13 protein-coding genes and 1 pseudogene are annotated in these 20,585 nt (G+C 50.0%); 9 read left to right on the forward strand and 5 right to left on the reverse strand.

Translation table 11 applies throughout. From position 1 onward, the window contains the following. Nucleotides 1-90: 90 nt before the first annotated feature. The 8 genes and pseudogenes from ssb1 to DES37_RS15580 all read left to right on the forward strand — a co-directional run bounded on the left by ssb1 (nt 91) and on the right by DES37_RS15580 (nt 11,496). The gene (gene ssb1 / locus DES37_RS15530) at nt 91-639 is read left to right on the forward strand and encodes a single-stranded DNA-binding protein SSB1 (RefSeq protein ID WP_036116551.1); all 549 of its coding nucleotides are present in this window, start codon (nt 91-93) and stop codon (nt 637-639) included. 552 nt (nt 640-1,191) lie between these two features. Next, nucleotides 1,192-1,656 (forward strand): restriction endonuclease subunit S, encoded by a 465-nt coding sequence (locus DES37_RS15540; protein ID WP_110026613.1) that lies wholly within the window; start codon nt 1,192-1,194, stop codon nt 1,654-1,656. Nucleotides 1,657-1,670: 14 nt separating this feature from the next. Continuing rightward, nucleotides 1,671-3,770 carry a RecQ family ATP-dependent DNA helicase gene (locus DES37_RS15545; RefSeq protein ID WP_110026615.1) on the forward strand — a complete coding sequence of 700 codons (2,100 nt, stop codon included), beginning with the start codon at nt 1,671-1,673 and terminating at the stop codon, nt 3,768-3,770. Further along, nucleotides 3,767-5,137, forward strand: coding sequence for a DNA-processing protein DprA (locus DES37_RS15550; RefSeq protein WP_110026616.1), 1,371 nt, complete (start codon nt 3,767-3,769; stop codon nt 5,135-5,137). The genes DES37_RS15545 and DES37_RS15550 overlap by 4 nt, the downstream gene beginning before the upstream one ends. A 127-nt stretch (nt 5,138-5,264) precedes the next feature. Further along, nucleotides 5,265-6,426: pseudogene (locus DES37_RS15560) on the forward strand (IS3 family transposase). 733 nt (nt 6,427-7,159) lie between these two features. Beyond that, the gene (locus tag DES37_RS15570) at nt 7,160-8,791 is read left to right on the forward strand and encodes a sodium/sugar symporter (protein ID WP_036116581.1); all 1,632 of its coding nucleotides are present in this window, start codon (nt 7,160-7,162) and stop codon (nt 8,789-8,791) included. A 112-nt stretch (nt 8,792-8,903) separates the two neighbouring features. After that, nucleotides 8,904-10,769: a putative nucleotidyltransferase substrate binding domain-containing protein gene (locus DES37_RS15575; protein ID WP_110026621.1), complete on the forward strand. Its 1,866-nt coding sequence runs from the start codon at nt 8,904-8,906 to the stop codon at nt 10,767-10,769. 1 nt (nt 10,770) lies between these two features. Further along, nucleotides 10,771-11,496, forward strand: a complete 726-nt coding sequence (locus DES37_RS15580; protein WP_170123779.1) for a 3'-5' exonuclease — start codon at nt 10,771-10,773, stop codon at nt 11,494-11,496. An 80-nt stretch (nt 11,497-11,576) separates the two neighbouring features. On the opposite strand, the gene DES37_RS15585 is transcribed toward DES37_RS15580, so the two are convergent. Beyond that, nucleotides 11,577-12,755 (reverse strand): MalY/PatB family protein, encoded by a 1,179-nt coding sequence (locus tag DES37_RS15585; protein ID WP_036116585.1) that lies wholly within the window; start codon nt 12,753-12,755, stop codon nt 11,577-11,579. 75 nt (nt 12,756-12,830) lie between these two features. Next, on the reverse strand, nt 12,831-14,402 hold the full coding sequence (malX, locus tag DES37_RS15590; protein ID WP_110026625.1) for a maltose/glucose-specific PTS transporter subunit IIBC: 1,572 nt from the start codon (nt 14,400-14,402) through the stop codon (nt 12,831-12,833). A gap of 237 nt (nt 14,403-14,639) precedes the next feature. On the opposite strand from malX, the gene malI reads away from it, so the two are divergent. After that, complete coding sequence (malI, locus tag DES37_RS15595; RefSeq protein ID WP_110026626.1) at nt 14,640-15,662, forward strand: Mal regulon transcriptional regulator MalI; 1,023 nt, start codon at nt 14,640-14,642, stop codon at nt 15,660-15,662. A 79-nt stretch (nt 15,663-15,741) separates the two neighbouring features. Here the strand turns inward: malI and manA are convergent, their stop codons facing one another. From manA to DES37_RS15610, 3 genes are read right to left on the reverse strand one after another with little or no spacing between them, the layout of a single operon-like run. Next, on the reverse strand, nt 15,742-16,917 hold the full coding sequence (gene manA, locus DES37_RS15600; protein ID WP_110026628.1) for a mannose-6-phosphate isomerase, class I: 1,176 nt from the start codon (nt 16,915-16,917) through the stop codon (nt 15,742-15,744). After that, nucleotides 16,914-18,329, reverse strand: coding sequence for a glycoside hydrolase family 1 protein (locus DES37_RS15605; RefSeq protein ID WP_110026630.1), 1,416 nt, complete (start codon nt 18,327-18,329; stop codon nt 16,914-16,916). The genes manA and DES37_RS15605 overlap by 4 nt, the downstream gene beginning before the upstream one ends. A 60-nt stretch (nt 18,330-18,389) precedes the next feature. Next, nucleotides 18,390-20,582 (reverse strand): CBM35 domain-containing protein, encoded by a 2,193-nt coding sequence (locus DES37_RS15610; RefSeq protein ID WP_110026631.1) that lies wholly within the window; start codon nt 20,580-20,582, stop codon nt 18,390-18,392. Nucleotides 20,583-20,585: the final 3 nt, after the last annotated feature.

The raw sequence follows: 20,585 nt of genomic DNA on the forward strand, positions 1-20,585 counted from the left end.
GGAAGCATTATCGCAACTATAATCTGCTTAACTGGCGTGTTAGAATGCCGCGTTTAAACTATCGCTAACCGTTTTTCAGGAGAGACTATCATGGCCAGCAGAGGCGTAAACAAGGTGATTCTCGTCGGTAACCTGGGCCAGGACCCGGAAGTACGCTATATGCCAAATGGTGGCGCAGTAGCCAACATTACGCTGGCTACTTCCGAATCCTGGCGTGACAAGCAGACCGGTGAAATGAAAGAGCAGACTGAATGGCACCGTGTTGTGTTGTTCGGCAAGCTGGCTGAGGTCGCAGGTGAATATCTGCGTAAAGGTTCACAGGTTTATATTGAAGGCCAGTTGCGCACCCGTAAATGGCAGGATCAGGGTGGCCAGGAACGTTACACGACTGAAATCGTGGTTAACGTTGGCGGCACCATGCAAATGCTGGGTGGTCGTCAGGGTGGCCAGGGTGGTGCACCAATGGGTGGCAACCAGGGTAACCAGGGCGGGCAGAGTGGCTGGGGTCAGCCGCAGCAGCCGCAAGGCAATAACGCTGCATTCAGTGGCGGCGCGCAGTCTCGCCCGCAACAGGCTCCGAGCGCACCAGCACCGTCTAACGAACCGCCAATGGATTTCGACGACGATATTCCGTTCTGAAGATGACCTTAGAGTTATCTGTAAAGACTGTAAACATAGGCCCCTGTTAATTCAGGGGTTTTTATTTCTGGCACTGGAAAAAGTGTCTTGTATAAATTGGTGATTTTTCACATATAGTGTACCTTGTAATCGTGTAATTTTTATGGGGTGTGAGTGCATGGAAAAGAACTACAGAGTTACAACATTTGTCATGGATAGTGGTGAGCGCTATTGCATGGTAGTGGATCGTGCTTCTGGCCTTCCCATGTATTACCCAACTTTGTTTTTAACAACCTAAATCCGTAATAGAGGCTATGCCTTCTCAACGACGCTAGCTGCTGCTAACAACCTGGTCTTGTTGTTACGCTTTCTAGATAGTCGTGGCATTAACCTTGAACAACGGTTATTGACCAAAGATTTCTTCAAGCCACATGAGATGGACGTCAGCGCAAGCAAGGCAGGATGCCATCAAAGGCGCTCTCCAACCCCTGGCTGGATGATGAGTTGACCGCTACAGGCGAAAAAGGTAAAGAAATTAGCCATGTGCCCATGTCATAACTATCCGAATCAGCGATGACGGCGAATACAGCTGATTTTGAGCAGCGTACCAAACACACCAACGTGAAATTTAAGAAGAATGACGTCTTGTTAGCACGGATTCCCCCTTGTTTGGATAACGGAAAAACAGGTTATGCTTATTTCCTTTCTGAAGATGAAGTGGCTTGTGGTTCTACAGAGTTCATCGTATTGAGAGGAAGGCGAGTACCTTCTGAATTTTACTGTTTAGCTTGTTCGTATCCGTTTAGAGTGAATGCTATCAAAAACATGACTGGTTCGTCTGGTCGCCAGAAAGTACAGCATTCCTGTCTTGATAAGTATGCTGTTCCCTTGCCTCCAAATAGTATTTTGGATGAGTTTGTACAGGTAGTTCAGAATAACTTCGATCAGATTCGAAATCTAATGTCACAGAATGCCAGTCTCGCTAAGGCCCGCGACCTGCTACTACCCAAACTAATAAGCGGCGAGCTAACCGTGTAAATTAAGGAGTGATCATGAACCGTGCCCAAGCCCAACAATTACTTCAAACAGCACTGGCTAATCCCGCCGCCGAATTCCGTGATGGCCAGTGGGAAGCGATTGATGCCTTGGTGAATCATCGGCAGAAGTTATTAGTGGTGCAGCGCACCGGTTGGGGTAAAAGCTCGGTTTACTTTATCAGCACAAAAATCTTCCGTGATCGCGGCATGGGGCCGACTATTATTGTCTCGCCCTTGTTGGCCTTGATGCGTAACCAGATTGAATCGGCGCAGCGTTTGGGCATTGTTGCGGAGACCATGAACTCCGCCAATCAAAACGACTGGCAGGCGGTGACGCAGCAGATTTTGAATAATCAAGTCGACTGTTTACTGATTTCCCCTGAGCGCCTGGCTAACGACAGCTTTATTGAAACCGTGTTGCAGCCCATTGCCGACCGCATCGCCTTGATGGTGATTGATGAGGCACACTGTATTTCTGACTGGGGCCATGACTTTCGCCCGGATTACCGCCGCATCGTGAATATTCTTCGCCAGTTGCCTGCTAATACGCCGGTACTGGGCACTACCGCGACAGCTAATAATCGCGTAGTAGCGGACATTCAAACCCAGCTTGGCGATATCCAGATTCACCGTGGTCCGTTGACTCGTGAAAGCCTGGCGCTGCAAACCATGCTATTGCCCGATCAGGCATCCCGTTTGGCTTGGTTGGCGCAGGTGATACCCATCTTGCCGGGTACAGGCATCGTTTACACCTTAACAGTACGAGACGCCGAACAAGTGGCTGAGTGGTTGGTTGCGAATGGCATAGATGCCAAGGCCTATCACGGCAGTGTTGAGCATGATGGTTTTGAAAACAGCAACGCCTACCGCCAGCATCTGGAAGAGTTGCTACTCAACAACCAGTTAAAGGTATTGGTGGCCACTACAGCGTTGGGGATGGGTTACGACAAGCCGGATTTAAGCTTTGTGATTCACTATCAAGCGCCGGGCTCTATCGTTGCTTATTACCAACAAGTGGGCCGTGCTGGGCGTGGTATTGATCATGCGGTGGGTGTGTTGATGTCGGGTGTGGAAGATCAGGATATTCACGAGTTTTTCCGCGACTCGGCTTTTCCTTCAGAGGATCAGGTGAGTGAGATTTTGCAGGTGTTGGAGCAGAGTGATGGATTGTCACTGCGCAGCATCGAAGAACAAACTAACCTGCGCAATGGTCAGATTGAAAAAGTACTTAAGTTGCTGGGCGTGGAGAATCCGGCACCTATTATTAAAGACGGTAGCCGCTGGGTCAGAACCCCTGTTCGCTACCAGATGGATCATGCCCGAATAGCACACTTAACCGGACAGCGTGTGCAGGAATGGCAAGAGGTTCAATCGTATCTGGATGATGCTGGCTGCAAAATGACGTTCTTGCGACGGGCGCTGGACGATCTCGATCCTATGCCTTGCGGTAAATGTTCGTCTTGCCTGGGGCAGCCTGTTATCAATGCACCAGTTGATCCTGCTTTGGCACATAGCGCAAGCACCTTCCTCAAGCATGCGGAAATGGTAATTGCCCCAAAAGCACAGGTGGCGGCCAATGCGTTTCTGGAATACGGCTTTCGCGGCAATCTACCCCAGCGACTTCGCGCGCAGGAAGGCCGTGTTTTATCCCGCTGGGGTGATGCTGGTTGGGGGCGAACAGTTGCCGATAATAAACATGCCGGGCGTTTCGGTGATGAATTGGTTGAAGCCATGGCAGAAATGATACATCAGCGTTGGCAGCCTGACCCTGCTCCTCAGTGGGTGTGCTGCGTGCCGTCGCGTAATCATCCTGAATTGGTACCAGATTTTGCGCGTCGCCTGGCCGCACGATTGGGGCTGCCATTTGTGGATGCGGTTAGCAAAGTCAAAGACAACCAGCCGCAAAAAGGCCAGCAAAATCGCTTCCACCAATGTCGCAATCTGGATGGGGCGTTTACTGTGATTCAGCTTTATCAGGGGCAACCGGTTTTGTTAGTGGATGACATAGTAGATTCTGGTTGGACGCTAACTGTCGTCGCGGCACTTTTACAGCAAGCAGGCAGTGGTGTGGTCTATCCCGTCGCGCTGGCTTCATCTTCGGTGAAAGACTCATGAATGTATCTCACTTTTCTTCAACTGACGGCTCTTTGTCACCCACAGCGCAAGCGACCTTGCTGCTGACCAGTTATTTTTCAAAAGCCAGCAGCGAAAGCGCAAAGCCGCTGACTAATTCGGAATGGGGCCGCTTTGCCTTATGGTTAAAAGAAAAAGCCACCACGCCAGCGGACCTGTTGGTTACCGACCCGAAAGCCTTGCTGCAAGGCTGGCACGATGCACGTATCAGTGCGGAGCGCATCATTGAATTGCTGAATCGTGGTCATAGCCTCGCACTGGCTATGGAAAAATGGCAACGGGCTGGACTTTGGGTGGTGACCCGCTCTGATCCAGAATATCCAAAACGCTTAAAGCAGCGATTGAAAACAGATTCTCCGCCAGTGCTGTTTGGTTGTGGTAACAAAGCCTTGTTGAATATCGGAGGCTTGGCGGTTATTGGCTCGCGGAATGCCAGTGAGTCTGATCTGGCATTCACTGACCGAGTGGGTGTGAAAGCAGCGGCTGAGGGCATTGCTATTGTCTCTGGCGGTGCGCGCGGCGTTGATGAAACGGCGATGCTTGGTGCTATCAAACAAGGTGGCGCGGTGATTGGTGTGATGGCCGATAGCCTGCTAAAAGCGGCGACCAGCAGCAAGTGGCGCAAAGGCCTGATGGACGCTCATGCTGTGTTAGTTTCGCCTTTCTACCCCGAGGCGGGGTTCAGCGCAGGTAATGCCATGGCCCGCAACAAATACATCTATTGTCTGGCAGACAGCTCTCTGGTGATTCACTCGGGCAAAAAAGGCGGCACGCTAAACGGTGCAGAAGAAAATTTGAAAAAGGCATGGGTGCCGCTGTGGGTTAAGCAGACAACAGATAAAGATGCGGCCAATGTATATTTGGTCGCTAAAGGTGGCCGTTGGCTGGAGGCGGATACTCAAGAATTCAATATTGCGGATTTAATGAGCAATGAAGGTGGCCGTGCGAATCAGGTGAGGGAGCAAATGGGCGATCTCTTTTCCATGTCTGCACAGCCTGAGTTGTTCGCCGAGACTGAGTCTTGTCCAGAGATTGAATCTGTGCCTGAAATAAAAATTGTCGAGCCAGAGGTTGAGCGTATTGTCAACGAAAGTCAGACAAATATTGAAACTATTTCAGAGCAGACTGCCAAAAGCGAAGCCGCGCCATCAAGCCCTGTCGATTTCTATCAGTTGTTTACTTCCGAGCTTCAACGTTTGGCCGATGAGCCAGTCACTGTCGATGAATTGATTGAAAGTACTCAGCTTCATAAGTCTCAGCTAACTGAATGGCTGAAGCGTGCTGAAGAAGAAGGTTTGCTAGAAAAACTCACCCGTCCTGTACGCTACCAAGTCAAGAACAAGAAATAGAAGGATTTGCTCATGGCCATGACGGAAGAAACCCTGGTTCAGAAAGTCACTGCAGTGAAGTGGTTTACTGAATTTGGCCACCTGAACAGAGGTGATATGCTCACCTCAGAACAACACAGGTGCCATAATGAAAAAAAAATTTCAGCGCAGAGTTTAAACGCGAATCCGCTCAACTGGTCGTTGACCAGAACTATACCGTGGCAGATGCAGCCAGCGCTATGGATGTCGGCCTTTCCACAATGATGCGATGGGTGAAACAATTACGTGATGAGCGGCAGGGAAAAACACCAAAAGCCTCCCCATTACCCCGGAACAAATTGAAATTCGTGAGCTCAGGAAAAAGCTACAACGTATTGAAATAGAAAATGAAATATTAAAAAAGCTACCGCGCTCTTGATGTCAGACTCCCTGAACAGTTCTCGATAATCGGGAGACTCAGGGCGCGTTATCCTGTGACCACTCTCTGCCATGTGTTCGGGGTTCATCGCAGCAGCTACAAATACTGGAAAAACCGTCCTGAAAAGCCAGACGGCAGACGGGCTGTATTACGCAGTCAGGTACTTGAACTGCATGGCATCAGCCACGGCTCTGCCGGAGCAAGAAGCATCTCCACAATGGCAACCCAGAGAGGCTACCAGATGGGGCGCTGGCTTGCTGGCAGACTCATGAAAGAGCTGGGGCTGGTCAGTTGCCAGCAGCCGACTCACCGGTATAAGCGTGACGGTCATGAGCACGTTGCTATCCCGAATCATCTTGAGCGACAGTTCGCCGTAACGAAACCAAATCAGGTGCGGTGATGTGACCTATATCTGGACGGGTAAGCGCTGGGCGTACTTTGCCATTGTTGTCGACCTGTTCGCAAGAAAACCAGTGGGCTGGGCCATGTCGCTCGCGCCGGACAGCAGGCTCACCATGAAAGCACTGGAAATGGCATGGGAAATCCGTGGTAAGCCAGTCGGGGTGATGTTCCACAGCGATCAAGTCAGTCATTATACGAGCAGGCTGTTCCGGCAGCTGCTGTGGCGATACCGGCTCAGGCAGAGTATGAGTCGGCGTGGAAACTGCTGAGCGTCAACAGTCCGATGGAGCGCTTCTTCAGGCGTCTGAAGAACGAATGGGTACCGGCGACGGGCTATGTAAGCTTCAGCGATGCAGCTCACGCAATAACGGACTATATCGTTAGATATTACAGCGCTCTAAGACCGCACGAATATAATGGTGGGTTACCACCAAACGAATCAGAAAACCGATACTGGAAAAACTCTAACGCGGTGGCCAGTTTTTGTTGACCACTTCGGTTGATATTACTTCTTCTCCATTGCGGGGGGAACATACTGCAACGGTATTACATGACCTGGGTTACAGTGAGCCGAAATTAATTTATTGCGTGAAAAACATGTCATCTGAATGATTTTTACCAAAAGTCAGTTTTTACGGCTGCTGAGCCTGGAGTATTGATTATTATATTTTTTATGTTGAGTAGTCTTCCTCTCTTCTCATTATAATAAAGTACCTCAGTAGTATAAGTACGTGGCTTTGATACTCCGGATGGGAACATTCGGAGTTTTTTTATTCAGAACCCACCTGTACTCCTTCTCATTTTTAGCCACCCAGGTTTTAACACTGTTGGTGAATACGGGCACGGTGGTTTTTGTGCCTCGCTGTAACGCTTTTGAAAGTACCGGGCATTTGCCCTGAACAGCCCTGAAGATGATAACCTGGCGGTACTCATGTGTTCGCAAGATACGGTGTGATACATGTTGATTCACAACAAAAACCATTGTAACCGATTTCAAAAACTCCAGAAAACCATGCTGTTTAGTTATGTCAATGTAACTTAACTAAAACTTCGTGTTTACATCTTCTATTTGTAACCATTTGATTTTTATTTGTTTTAATGTTTTTTATTTTTACATAATGAAATTAAAGTTAAAACATGTGAGATAACAGACATTATTCATTAGTGGTAGCGATTACACTCCTGCTATCAAACAGCTTTTGGGTGAAGGATAGGAGTGGCAGATGGCTAACATCGAGAACGGCTTAGGCACCCTGGACTACATGGTTTTCGCCGTTTACGTTGCGATAATCATTGGGGTCGGGATCTGGGTTTCCAGAGACAAGAAAGGAAGTAAAAAGAGCACGGAAGACTATTTCCTGGCAGGTAAATCACTGCCGTGGTGGGCGGTTGGGGCATCATTGATTGCCGCCAATATCTCCGCAGAACAGTTCATTGGTATGTCAGGTTCTGGCTATTCTATTGGCCTGGCTATCGCGTCCTACGAATGGATGTCAGCAATCACGCTGATCATTGTGGGTAAATACTTCCTGCCGGTCTTTATTGAGAAAGGCATTTATACCATTCCCGAGTTTGTTGAAAAGCGTTACAACAAAAACCTGAAGACGATTCTGGCTATCTTCTGGATTGCGTTGTACATCTTCGTCAACCTGACTTCCGTGCTCTATCTGGGTGGCCTGGCACTGGAAACTATCCTTGGGATCCCAATGATTTATTCCATCATTGGTCTGGCGGTGTTTGCGCTGGTGTATTCCCTCTATGGTGGTCTTTCTGCCGTGGTATGGACCGATGTTATTCAGGTGTTCTTCCTGGTACTCGGTGGCCTGATGACAACCTGGATGGCCGTCTCCTTTATTGGCGGTGATGGCGGCTTCCTGTCCGGCTTCGGCAAAATGTTTGATGCCGCACCTGAACACTTCCAGATGATCCTCGACCAGAGCAACCCGCAATATATGAACTTGCCGGGCATTGCTGTGTTGATTGGTGGTCTGTGGGTTGCCAACCTGTATTACTGGGGCTTCAACCAGTACATTATCCAGCGTACTCTGGCGGCGAAATCTGTTCCGGAAGCACAGAAAGGTATTCTGTTTGCTGCCTTCCTGAAACTGATTGTTCCGTTCCTGGTGGTTATTCCGGGTATCGCGGCTTATGTCATTACCCAGTCTCCGGAACTGATGGCGCAAATGGGTTCTGTTGCGGCACATAACCTGCCAAGTGTTGCACATGCCGATAAAGCTTACCCGTGGCTGACTCAGTTCCTGCCTGCTGGTATTAAAGGCATTGTGTTTGCGGCGCTGGCTGCGGCAATTGTGTCTTCCCTGGCATCCATGCTGAACTCCACCGCGACCATTTTCACCATGGATATCTATAAAGCGCACATCGCACCGAATACCGGTGACCACAAACTGGTTAATGTTGGGCGTATTTCTGCGGTTGTGGCGCTGGTTATTGCCTGCTTTGTTGCACCTATGCTGGGTGGTATCGGTCAGGCGTTCCAGTATATTCAGGAATATACTGGTCTGGTGAGCCCGGGTATCCTGGCGGTCTTCTTGCTGGGCCTGTTCTGGAAAAAAACCACCAGTAAAGGCGCTATCATTGGGGTTGTGGCATCCATTCCGTTTGCACTGTTCCTGAAGTTCATGCCGCTGAACATGCCGTTCATGGACCAGATGCTGTATACCCTGCTGTTTACTATCGTGGTGATTGCCTTCACCAGCCTGAGCACATCAGAGCAGGATGATGACAGCGGTGCAATTCATGTCACTGCCGCCACTTTTAAAACAGAGCGTAGTTTTAACGTAGCGGCTTATGCCATTGTTGTGATACTGGCGGTGCTGTACGCGCTGTTCTGGTAAAACACGGCAGGTTTTTATTGAGTGACACCCTCTGGTTCTGCACGAACATGAGGTGTGTCGTCAGCCTCAGGCCTTCAGTAGAAGGCCTTTGTTGCTTATGGCGGAGGTGTTGATGAATGATGAATTACTGCCAAATATCATAAACTTTCTGCAATCGCTGAAGCCTTTTGAATCATTGCCTGTATCGGTGCTGGATAGTATTTCCCGCCATATGGAAATTCTCTGGCTGGCTCAGGATGAAGTGCTGCAGTATCCGCCAGATAACCAGGAGTATCTCTATTTTATTCGCTCTGGTGTGGTTGAGCAGCGCCATAAAGATGGCAGCCTGCGAGCCAAACTGGGCAGCGATGATCTGTTCGGTTTCAGCCTGCATGCCAGCCCGGAACAGCAGGTGGCCGACTACAGCGTGCGGGCGCTGGAAAGCTCGCTTATCTACCGGATTGTTTACGCGCGCCTGATTGATGCCCTGGCCGGTTACCCGCATATCATTTCGCAACTGGCGCGCAGTGCCTGGGCCCGCATGGCGTCAGCGGTTGAAGTACAGTGGTCAGATACCGATAAAGGCTTGTTTTTTAAACCTGTCACCGAAGTTGCCAGCCGGAATATGGCACTGGTTAAACCGGGCGATACCATCCAGCAGGTTGCGCATCAGATGCGTAATGTCGTGCGTACCACCTGTGCTTTTGTCGTCGATGACGCGGGCCGCCTGGTAGGTATGATGACGGACAAAGACATGACACGCCGGGTGGTGGCACAAGGGGTTGATATTCAACGGCCGGTAGCGGATGTGATGACCGCTTCTTTGCACACCGTGCAGGATGACCAGCGGGTATTGCGCGCCACACTGCTGATGATGCAATACAACATCCAGAATATCCCAGTGCTCAATGCCCGCCAGCAACCGGTGGGGCTGATTACACCCCAGCAACTGATTCAGAAAAACAGCGTCCAGGCGATATTTTTAATCGACCAAATCAGCCGGGCAGATTCCGTTGCTGCATTGCAGGCATTGTTGCCAGTGCGGGAAGCCATTTTTGCGGCACTGGTAGACGGCAACGTGGCGCCCGATATCATTGGTGATGTCATGACCATGATTTACGATGCCTTTACCCGCCGTCTGATAGCCATGGCGATTCACTATTTTGGTGAGCCGCCCTGCGCCTGGAGCTGGGTGGTTGCGGGGTCCCATGCCCGTAATGAAGTGCATATGTCTTCAGACCAGGATAATGCATTGATTCTGGAAGACAGCGCAACTGAACGTGACCTGCGCTACTTTAACCACTTTGCCATGTATATATGCAAAGGGCTGGCAGAGTGCGGCTATACCCTGTGCAGTGGCCGGTTTATGGCGGCTACTTCTAAATGGTGCCAGCGCGAAAGGGTCTGGTGCCATTATTACCGCAAGTGGGCAACTAACCCGGAATATGAATACCTGCTCAATCTGAATGTGTTTGTTGAGCTGCGCTGCCTTGACGGGGACCCGGCGCTGTTTGCCCGGGTAGACGATTACCGCCATCAGCAAGTGAGCAATAATCCACGGCTTATGGTTTCTCTGTTGCGTAATGCACTGCGTATTCGCCCTCCTTTGGGCATCTTCCATAATTTGGTACTGGAAAAAAATGGCGATAACCAGAAGGTACTGAATATTAAAGATGCGTCGATTCACTGCCTGGTGGATTTGGTACGCATTTACAGTTTGCAGCAGGGGTTACGGCAACTGAATACCGGGGAGCGTATTCAGGCACTGATTGATGCCGGGGTTCTGAACCATGCCTCCGGGGAGAATATGTCGGGCACCTGGCATTATGTAAATCAGTTACGTTATGTTCACCAGCGTGAGGCCCTGAAGCGTGGCGATACCCCGGATAACATCCTGCAACCTGCGCGCTTTGGCAGTTTTGAACGCCAGCACCTGAAAGACGCTTTCCGGATTATCAGCGGTTTTCAGGATGCCGCGAAAATGCACTTCGGGCTGTAAGATGCGCTGGCCCTTCCTGCGTCGCTCTGCCTGGCAACGGCTTGCACAGCTTTATGCACAACAGGCCGGTTTACCCTGGCCTGGGGCTCTGGCGACCGTGTTTTCCCGGCCACTGGCTGGTGAAAATGCACCTCTGTTCGGGCAAACCATTCTCGCTCTGGATTTTGAAACCAGTGGCCTGAACCCGGACCAGGACAATATTGTCAGTATCGGGTTTGTGGCATTACCGGCGGGTATAATCCGCCTTGCCTCTGCGCGGCATATGCTGGTGCAGTCAGCCGTTCCGGAGCAGGGGGACGCAATTCGGTTACACCATATTCTGCCCCAGATGCAGCGCCAGGGGTTACCACTGGCAGAAGCACTGGAAAGCGTATGGCAGGCGCTGGATGGGCAGGTGGTATTAGGGCATGGCACCGTGGTTGAACAGGCATTTATTGCGCGTTTTTTCAGGCTGGCAGGGTTGCCAGCCCCCGCTCTGATTTGGCTGGATACGCTTAACATCGAAAAATCATTACCCCGGCCCTGGGGAATGGAGCAAGAGCCGCGTGGTTACTGGCAACTGGCTGAAGTCCGCCGCCGTTACGGGCTGCCTGATTACCCGGCACACCATGCGCTGGTGGATGCAGTGGCTTGTGCTGAACTCTTGTTGGTGCAAATCGACCGACTGTACCGCCACACTGCTGCCAGTGCCACGGTTGGCGAGCTGTACCAGTATTCTCAGCCATGATGCTTTTTGCCACACAGGCTATTTGCCACATATACCAAGGGGAAGGCGGCGGGTTGCTCGTGCACACAACCCCTGGTTGCTTACCGTTGCAGTTTAATCGCCTGGATTAATGCTGCCACACCTTGCTCTACTTTGGCGCGTGGGCACCCAAGGTTGAGGCGCAAGTAACCCAGGCCAGCTTCCCCGTACACCTCACCAGACATAATGGCTACGTGAAACTGTTCGATTAATGCCTGGTTAAGCTCTGCCATATTGAGCTTCAACGGCCTCAGGTTCAGCCACGCCAGATAAGTTGCATCGGGCAACTGGTAGCTTATTTCAGGGAATGCGCTGTGCAGTGTTTCCTGTAAATACACATGATTCGCCCGAACGTAATTATTCAGTGCATCAAGCCATGTCGCGCCTTCGTGGTAAGCCGCCATGGTTGCCAGAACAGCCAAAATAGCGGGTGATGAAAGGCCATCCACGTCTTTGAGTTTGTGCAGGTACTGCTCTCTGGCCTGTGGGCAGGGAATCAACGCCCAGGCACCGTTCAGTGCCGGGATATTGAACGACTTGGATGCGGAAGTTACCAGTGCCCAGTGCTCAGATGGCCCAAACCCGACATACGGCGTATGAGGTTTAAAACAGAGATCCATATGGATCTCATCGGAGATAACCCTGACATGGTGCTGTGCACAAAGATCTGCGAGTTTTTGTAGATCGTGCCTGCTCCATACCCGCCCGGTTGGGTTGTGCGGGCTGCATAATAAGAACAGTGTGTTCCTGGCATCAGCCAGCTTGCGCTCTAAATCGCCCCAGTCGATTTCAAACCGGCCCTGCCTGTTAACCAGCGGGCTATGAATACACTCTCTTCCCTGGCCGGTAATCATTTTGTCGAACGCATCGTAAGCGGGTGTATGAAAAACAACACCCTGACCAGGTTCAGTCCACTGCTCAATCAGTTTAGAAACTATGTAGATAACGGATGGCCCGTAAACCACATGTTGCTTATCAATGGCGCAGCCAAAACGGGACTGGCACCAGTGGCTGATGGCAGACTTAAAATCATCATGGTTCCAGCGGCTGTAGCCAAAAACCGGGTGTGCAAGCCGCTGCTTAAGGGCGGCCAGCACGGGCTCTGGTACGGCAAAGTCCATATCTGAAATGGTAAAAGGCAGCAGGCCGGGCTGCCCAAACCTGTCCTGGACATAATCCCACTGTGTGCAGTAAGTACCAGTGCGGTCAATCGGTGTATCAAAGTCAGTGTTCTGTGTCATGCGTATCACCCCAGGTTACGCACCTTCGGCACTGGAAAGAAACGTGCCGAAAGTGAGCATTAATGCAAACCGTTCTTAGCTTGCGGAAATAATGGCCTGCATTTCGTTTTTCACCAGGTGAACTTGTGTGCCAATTACTACCTGTAAACTGTGTTTGTCTAATTTCACCACGCCCAGGGCACCCAGCGCCTTCAGTTTGGCGTCGTCCACTAAGCTCATATCGTTAACGGACAGGCGCAGGCGCGTTATGCAGTTATCCAGTGAAGTAATATTTTCTTTCCCGCCCAGAGCTGCGAGGACTGCCGCACCTTTACCAGATTCATTGACAAATACTGCCTGCAACTCTTGATCAACCGCAGCGTTATCCACTTCCCGGCCTGGCGTTTTCAGGTTGAACCGGGTAATAGCGAACTTAAACACGCCGTAGTAAACCGCGAACCAAATACCTGCCACCAGAGGCACTAAATACCATTTGGTTGCCGTGCCTTGCAGCACGCCAAATACCAGGAAGTCGATCAGATTACCGTCGGTATTGCCAATAGTGACATCCAGCATCCCCATCAGCATAAAGCCAATGCCCGTCAGGATGGCGTGAATCAAATACAGAACCGGCGCAACAAACAGGAACAGGAACTCGAGTGGTTCGGTAATGCCACCAATAACGCAGGCTACGACGCCAGAAATAAGCAGCGCTTTGATTTTTGACCGGTTTTCCGGGCGGGCGCAATGGTACATCGCCAGAGCCGCACCAGGTAAGCCGCCCAGGAAAGCAGGCATTTTCCCCTGAGATAAAAACGCGGTAACTTCTGGTGTGAAAGCCGTGGTCGTGGGGCAGGAAAGTTCAGAATAGAAGATGTTCAGTGCGCCAGAGACGGTTTGCCCGCAGACATCCATCGTGCCGCCCGCTTCGGTGAAACGAATCAGTGCCACCAAAATATGGTGAAGCCCAACAGGAAGCAGCAAACGCTCGCCAGTGCCAAACAGCATTGGGCCAAAGACCCCGGCCTTTTCAATAACATGGCCTATGCTGTTAATTCCCGCAGCAAAGTAAGGCCAGACATAGGGAATAAATACGCCCACCACACCCAGAACAATGGCTGAAATAATTGGCACAAAGCGCGCACCGCCGAAGAAGGCCAGCGCATCGGGCATTTTGAATGTGTAGTAACGCTGGTGGAGCCTGGCAACAATTACGCCCACAATAACCGCGCCAAGAATACCGGTATCAATAGACTCAATGCCGATAATATTCTTTACGCCATAAGCTGTGCGCGCGGCTGGGTCATCCAGCACGCCCGCAACTGTTAAGAAAAAATTGATGGCGAGATTGAATGCTGCGTAGCCAACAAACCCGGCAAACCCTGCGACGCCTTTCTCTTCGCGGGCTAAACCCAGCGGAATGGCAACGGCAAACATCACTGGCAAAAAGATAAAGGCGACCAGACCAATCTTGGTCATCCACATGAACAAGTATTGCAACCAGTTATTATCCAGCAAAGGGATTGCTGCCTTAACCGCCGAACTCGAAAACGAACTACCGACCCCGAGTAAGATGCCGGAAAATGCCAGCAGTGCCACGGGTAGCATGAAGGTCTTGCCCAGGCTTTGCAGGAACTCCCAAATGGTCGATTTGTTAGCATTCGACATATCACGTCTCCAGAGTTTGAGAACTTTTAGCGCACAAGCCATCAACTGATTATGTGCAGGGGATTTTTGTCTTTATCCGCACAATATACAGAGGTAAAATTTTGATAAAACGTTTTATCAAAATATCTGTGATCGTGTTAAACAAGTTTGGCTTCCCCAAACTGCGAGCTTTTAAAATCAGGCTTCCAGGGTTAAAGTTTTCTGATAAAACGTTTTTCTCATCCTGAAAGTGAATCTATGTCTGCAAAAAAGGTGACCATCACAGAAGTGGCTAAACATGCCGGTGTATCGGTTTCTACGGTGTCGATGGTGTTGGGCAACAAAGGGCGGATTTCTACTGACACGATAGAAAAAGTGAATGGTGCCGTCGAAGAGCTGGGTTACATACGTAACCGGGCCGCAGCTAACCTGCGTTCCGGGGCAGGCGAAATCATTGGATTAATACTGAAAGACATCAGTGATCCTTACTACGCTGAAGTGGCTTCTGGTATCAGCGAGGAGATAGAGCAGCAGGGTTTTATGCTGTTTCTGGCTCAGAGTGGTGACAGCCAGGAAAAATTCGAAAAATGTCTGTTAACCATGGCGCGGCAGGGCGTTGGTGGCATAGCGTTTTGCCCTATCGACGAAAGCCAGCCATTCAATCTTGAGAATCTGCAAGAACATGGTTTACCACTGGTCTGCATTGCTCGTGCGCCAGTGTATAAACAGGTTGATTATGTTGGGCCGGATAATATGTCTGCGGCAAAACTCGCGACTGAACATCTTATCCGCCAGGGGCACCGCAGAATTGCTTACATTGGCGGGGCAAGCCACTCTTTGTGCCGGGCTGAACGTATTGGTGGGTACTGCTCAACACTCTTGCAGTTTGGTTTACCATTCAGGCCTGAATGGGTGGTGGAATGCGGGAAAAGCCAGTCGTCTGCCGCTCAGGCTGTGGAGCAATTACTGTTAGCGCAGCCACAAGTGACCGCGATGCTGTGCCACCATTCGTCAACTGCGCTGGGTGCGGTTTATGGTGTACACCGGGCGGGGCGGTCAATCGGTAAAGATCAGTTTATTGGCCAGCAAGTTTCTGTTATTGGCTTTGACGACGTCGAAGAAGCGGAACTAACCGAACCTTCCCTTACGTTTGTCAATTTCAATGCGCGTGAAATGGGCCGCCAGGCCGCCAGGCGGTTAATCAGCCAGCTTGGGCAGCGTAGCAGTGAAACATACAGCCTGATCCTGCCGCCAAAACTTATCATTCGCGAATCGGCGTAGTTACAGTGCTGTCAGCCGCATAATATTACCTTCCTGTAACCCTGAGCCCATCACTGTGGATGGCTCAGGGGAAACCAGATCAAGCACTGACCAGGCAAACCTCACCTTGATGGCTCAGTACATACTCCCCGGTGCTGGCAGGGATAAAAGCAGACTGGCCAGCTACCAGGTTGAGCGTCTCGCCATTGGCGTGACTCAGCATCGCATGACCACTCATAACCAGGATGATTTGGACACTTTCAAGCATAACTGGCACTGAATCGTTAGTTTTTGACAAAGTAAAGCGGAAATCCTCCACCGGAACAGGGTAAGACAAAAAATGGCCTTCCTGAACAGGTTTCATGGTTAAGGTGTTTTCCGGACGGGAATGAAAATGTGTACAGCGCACTAGCTCTGGCAGGTTAATTTTTTTTGCTGTTAACCCGGCGCGCAGTACGTTATCTGAATTAGCCATAACTTCAACTGCTACCCCCTGGATATAAGCATGCAATGTGCCTGGCCACAAAAACATTGCTTCACCGGGATCCAGGGTGATGCAGTGCAGGAGAAGAGGGCTAAGTAAACCAATATCACCAGGGTAATCCTGAATAAGTTTTTTGAGGTAAGGCGTTATTTGCGGGAATACCCCAGTATTATTTTTCTCTTCAAGTCTGGCGAGAGCAGCACTACGCTGTGCAGTCTCCAACTGCATCAGGGCAATAAAGAAATGCTGTAAGCCTGATTCATCACGTTGCGCTTTAAAGTCTGCCAGCGCATGCTTAATCTCTGGTGCATCAAGAAGTTCGAAGTGGTGAATGATGTCATCGTAAGGCCGGAATCCGTTCATTGCCATAAATGGAGTCAGAGCATAAACCAGCTCTGGCTTATGGTTACCGTCATGGTAGTCACCTGATGCCATTTGTTGTTCCCGGAGAAAACCTTGCTCTGCATATGTTTTTTCCGGATGCACTTGTAACGATAATGCACTTTGGGCCGCCAGTACCTTGAGCAGGAAAGGCAACTCACCAAATTGCTGTGAGACTCGCAGACCCAGCGTTGTTTCCGGCTCCTGGTTAATCAGCTCACTTAACGGTAATTGTGTGCCGTTGGGCTGCTCCACCACAGAACAACCTGAAGGGTGTGCACCCATCCAAATTTCTGCCTGAGGCTGCCCGTCGGTGTCAGAAATGGCGAATAATGTACTGAATGCCTGCTTGCTGCCCCAGGGGTAGTGCTTGATGGTGTTGTGCAGTGGGTAGAATACGCGAGGGTTCATTGCTCTCCCTCCGGTGTACTAATTGTCAGCGTATTAGAGCGGGCCAGTTTTTCAAACCAGAGAGCATTGCGCTTTATTTGCCGCTCACCTGTTGTGAGATTAAGCCGCCAGAAACCATAACGGCGTTTAAAGCTATTAATCCATGACCAGTTATCAATGAAGGTCCACTGGTGAACGCCGAAACATTGAGAGCCGTCAGTGATAGCCCGGTGCAACTGGAGAAGGTGCTCTTCCATCAGCCTAATGCGAAATGTATCATCAATGACACCATCTGCCTGAGGTTGCCCTTCTGATTCCTCATCCATCGCGATTCCAATTTCTGCCAGGTACCACTTGATATTGCCGTAGTTATCGCGAATGTTTGTGGCAATATCATAAATTGCCTGTGGCAGGATCTCGTTATTATCCCGGTAAGGGTTAAACCGCCCGTCAGGATCAACATAATTTTCAAAATAGTATTCAGGGGTAAAGTAATCGAGTGTGTAAGCACTTTCCCTGGCTTTTACGCGCCGTGGAACATAATAATTCACCCCAAGAAAATCAATGGCGCTACTGGTGATAAGATGAGCATCGCCGGCCTGCATTTCTGGCAGGCAATCATGTGTAGCGAGAATTTCACAGAGCTCTTTGGGAAATTCATGTTTCACCAACGGGTCGAGGAAGCTTCGATTAAACAGTAAGTCGGCATACCAGGCGGCTTTCTTATCTGCGTCAGAATCACTGCGTGGATAAGAGGGTGTCAGGTTAAGTACAACCCCAATTTCACCATTGGGAACTGTTTCACGAAATATTCTTACTGCTTTGGCATGAGCCAGCATAATATTAAAAGCAACCTGAGCGGCCAGTTTGCCATCTTTTTTATTGGGGTAGTGGAAATCATACAAATACCCTCCTTCGACCGGCACAATGGGCTCATTAAATGTTATCCAGTGTTTCACCTTATGGCCGAATAACTGGAACGCAGTACGGGCAAAACGGGCAAAAAGTTCAGTAACATGGGCTGACTCAAAGCCACCATAGCGTTTTTGCAATACTTCTGGCATATCAAAGTGGTAAAGGTTGATCATCGGCGTAATGCCGTTGGATATCATTTCATCAAAATATGCGTTGTAGAACCGTACTGCGTCCGCATCGGGTTCGCCTGTTTCCAGGTCGTTAATTAACCGTGACCACTGAATTGATGTACGAAATGAGTTAAAGCCTGTTTGTTTCATGAGCGCGACATCTTCGCGGAATTTGTCATAGGTTTCGCAGACTTTCTGTGGACCAATTTGTTGAAAAAAGCGCTCAGGTTGTTCTCTGAACCAGCTATCCCAAATAGAACGATGGGGTTTATTAATATCACCTTCTGTTTGTGGGCCAGACGCTGCAGCCCCCCAAAAAAAGCCAGTGGGAAAAGTATACTGAGTCATAATTCCTCCTTAAAAATAGAATGAAAAAAACCGCGCCACAAAGGGCGCGGTTAAAGCGCACTACTCTGTAGTGACCTGGATAGATTTAACAAACATATATCCCCAGTCACCGGCAAACCGGCCAAACGAAATAGTGTTATGGCCTGCTTTCAAGGTGACAGGCAGTGTTAATTCACTACCTGTCTCATCTGTAGGTGGAAATTCAACGTCAACCGGAGTGCCCTGGTTGATGACAAACGAGTTTTTCTTTCCTCCCCACCTGGCATTAAAATGAACTTGCAACTGATATTGCCCATCCCACGGGGCTTCAACAGACCAGGTAACCCTGTCGCCCTCATGAGCAAAAGGGCCGAGAAAGCCGTCTGTACCCAGAGCCAGGGTATCTTTGTCACTTTCTGTCGCGTGGAGTTTTCCCTGATCAACGGTCATTAACGGGCTGGTGAAATGGCAAAAATCAGCTGGTGCTGTTGCCACGGCCTGGTTAACGGTGACCATGAGGGTTTTCGTGGTGTGTAATAAGCCATCATCTGCGGTGAAGGTGAGGGCATAGTTCCCTGGTGCATCAAACCATGCCCGGGTTTGGGGATGCCGGGCATCACAGAAGTGAACGCTTGTGCTGTCAGCCTTCCATAGGGTACTCACCTTGTTGTCAGGCAAGGTATCATCCTGCCATTGAGCCGCCAGCAGTATGCCTTTGTCCTGCGTTGTACTCTGCGTTTCAGTCAGCATTACCACAGGCGCTTTATTTTTCTGGGTATGCATAACGTGAATAATGTTAGATGGTTGAGAGGCGCCGCTTTCATTCTTCGCAATGACGCGGTAATACAGGGTTTCTCCCAGCGTTAATTCCCGGTAATTATCCCTGAACAAGTTCATTGTGGTGGGATCCCAGCGGTTAACACCATCGGAAATATTCTTTCCTACCAGTTTCCATGGGCCGGTTACCGAGGTCGCCCGCTCGACGTCGTAGTAACGTCCGGTAGGGGATCCCATCCAGTTAATGGCAAAAGGAGAAGTGGTTTCCCTCAGTTTTGGTGGTTCAGGAACCGGTAATGGGGGTACTTTTTCCTGGCCTGCCAGTTGTGCAGAAGCTTTACGTACCAGGTTGACCACTTCCATTTCCTGGTTAGCTTTGCCCTCAGAAGGGAAACCTGGTAAGTGGTAGCTGTAATGGCCGGTATATTCTTTATGCCAGTAAAAACCGCCCTCATGGCGATGCCCCCTGAAACCCCAGATAAAGCCGCCTGCGGCCTGTGCACCATTGACTTTGGTATGTACTATTGCCTGCATAATGCTATCCAGGTCATGGCTGTCCAGAAGACCAAATTCCCCAACCAGATAGACTTTTTTACCACCGATCGCGGTCAGATCTTTTGTGACCTGTTCAGGGTGGTTGTTGTCAGCATTGGTGTAATAGTGGTTGCTGATAATGTCGACGTTCGGATCCGTTAATGCGAATGCATTGATCTTCTTGTAAGTTCCATCAATAACTAACTGATGCGGCGCCCACTTTTTTATCCATGCTGCAGTGGTTTTCAGAAATGCGGCATTGGTATCTTCCAGTTCATTACCCGTTTCCCAGGCCATAATGGCTTTTTCATCAAAGTAAGATCGGCCGGTAATGGTATTTTTCCGGGTGATCACTTGTTTGATGATGTCCAAATATGCCTTGTAAGTTTTGCTGTCGGTGCGGTAAAAATCTTCTGGTTTTTCGTGGTAAAACGCGGCCAGTTGCTCGCGTCCACCCCACCACCACCAATGATCTATAAATGGCAGTATCAGGCGCAGTCCTTGCTTATCTGCTTGTGCAATCATGTTATCGTAGACTTCCATCGCCTTTTCATTCAGGCGCGGCATACCATCGGGGGTTGAAGGGGCCAGAATATGGGTTTCCCGCCCACAGGCTTTGTCAAATTCTTGTTGTACAGAAAGCACATAGACACGCTCTGCCTTTGCACCTGTTCGCACGATCGCTTTGATCCAGTTTTCCTGTTCATCAGGCGTGGGCCATTTAAAGTATTGCCCCCAGCCACGGGGGTCGGCTTTACAGGGGCCACGGGCATCATCTTCAATGCGGTGTAGCTCCGGGGCATGAATTCCGGCGAAGCGAAACACTTTGTCACCATCAAGCAGGCGGGCGCCATCGCGGGTAATAAAGTGTTCAAAATGTGATTGTTCAGCCGCCATTGCGCCAGTGCTGCCTAAAATTGACAACATAGCGATTAATAACGTTTTTTTGATAGGGTTCTTCATATG

The organism is Mangrovibacter plantisponsor, from assembly GCF_003182475.1.
In the GTDB taxonomy this organism is placed as follows: Bacteria; Pseudomonadota; Gammaproteobacteria; order Enterobacterales; family Enterobacteriaceae; genus Mangrovibacter; species Mangrovibacter plantisponsor.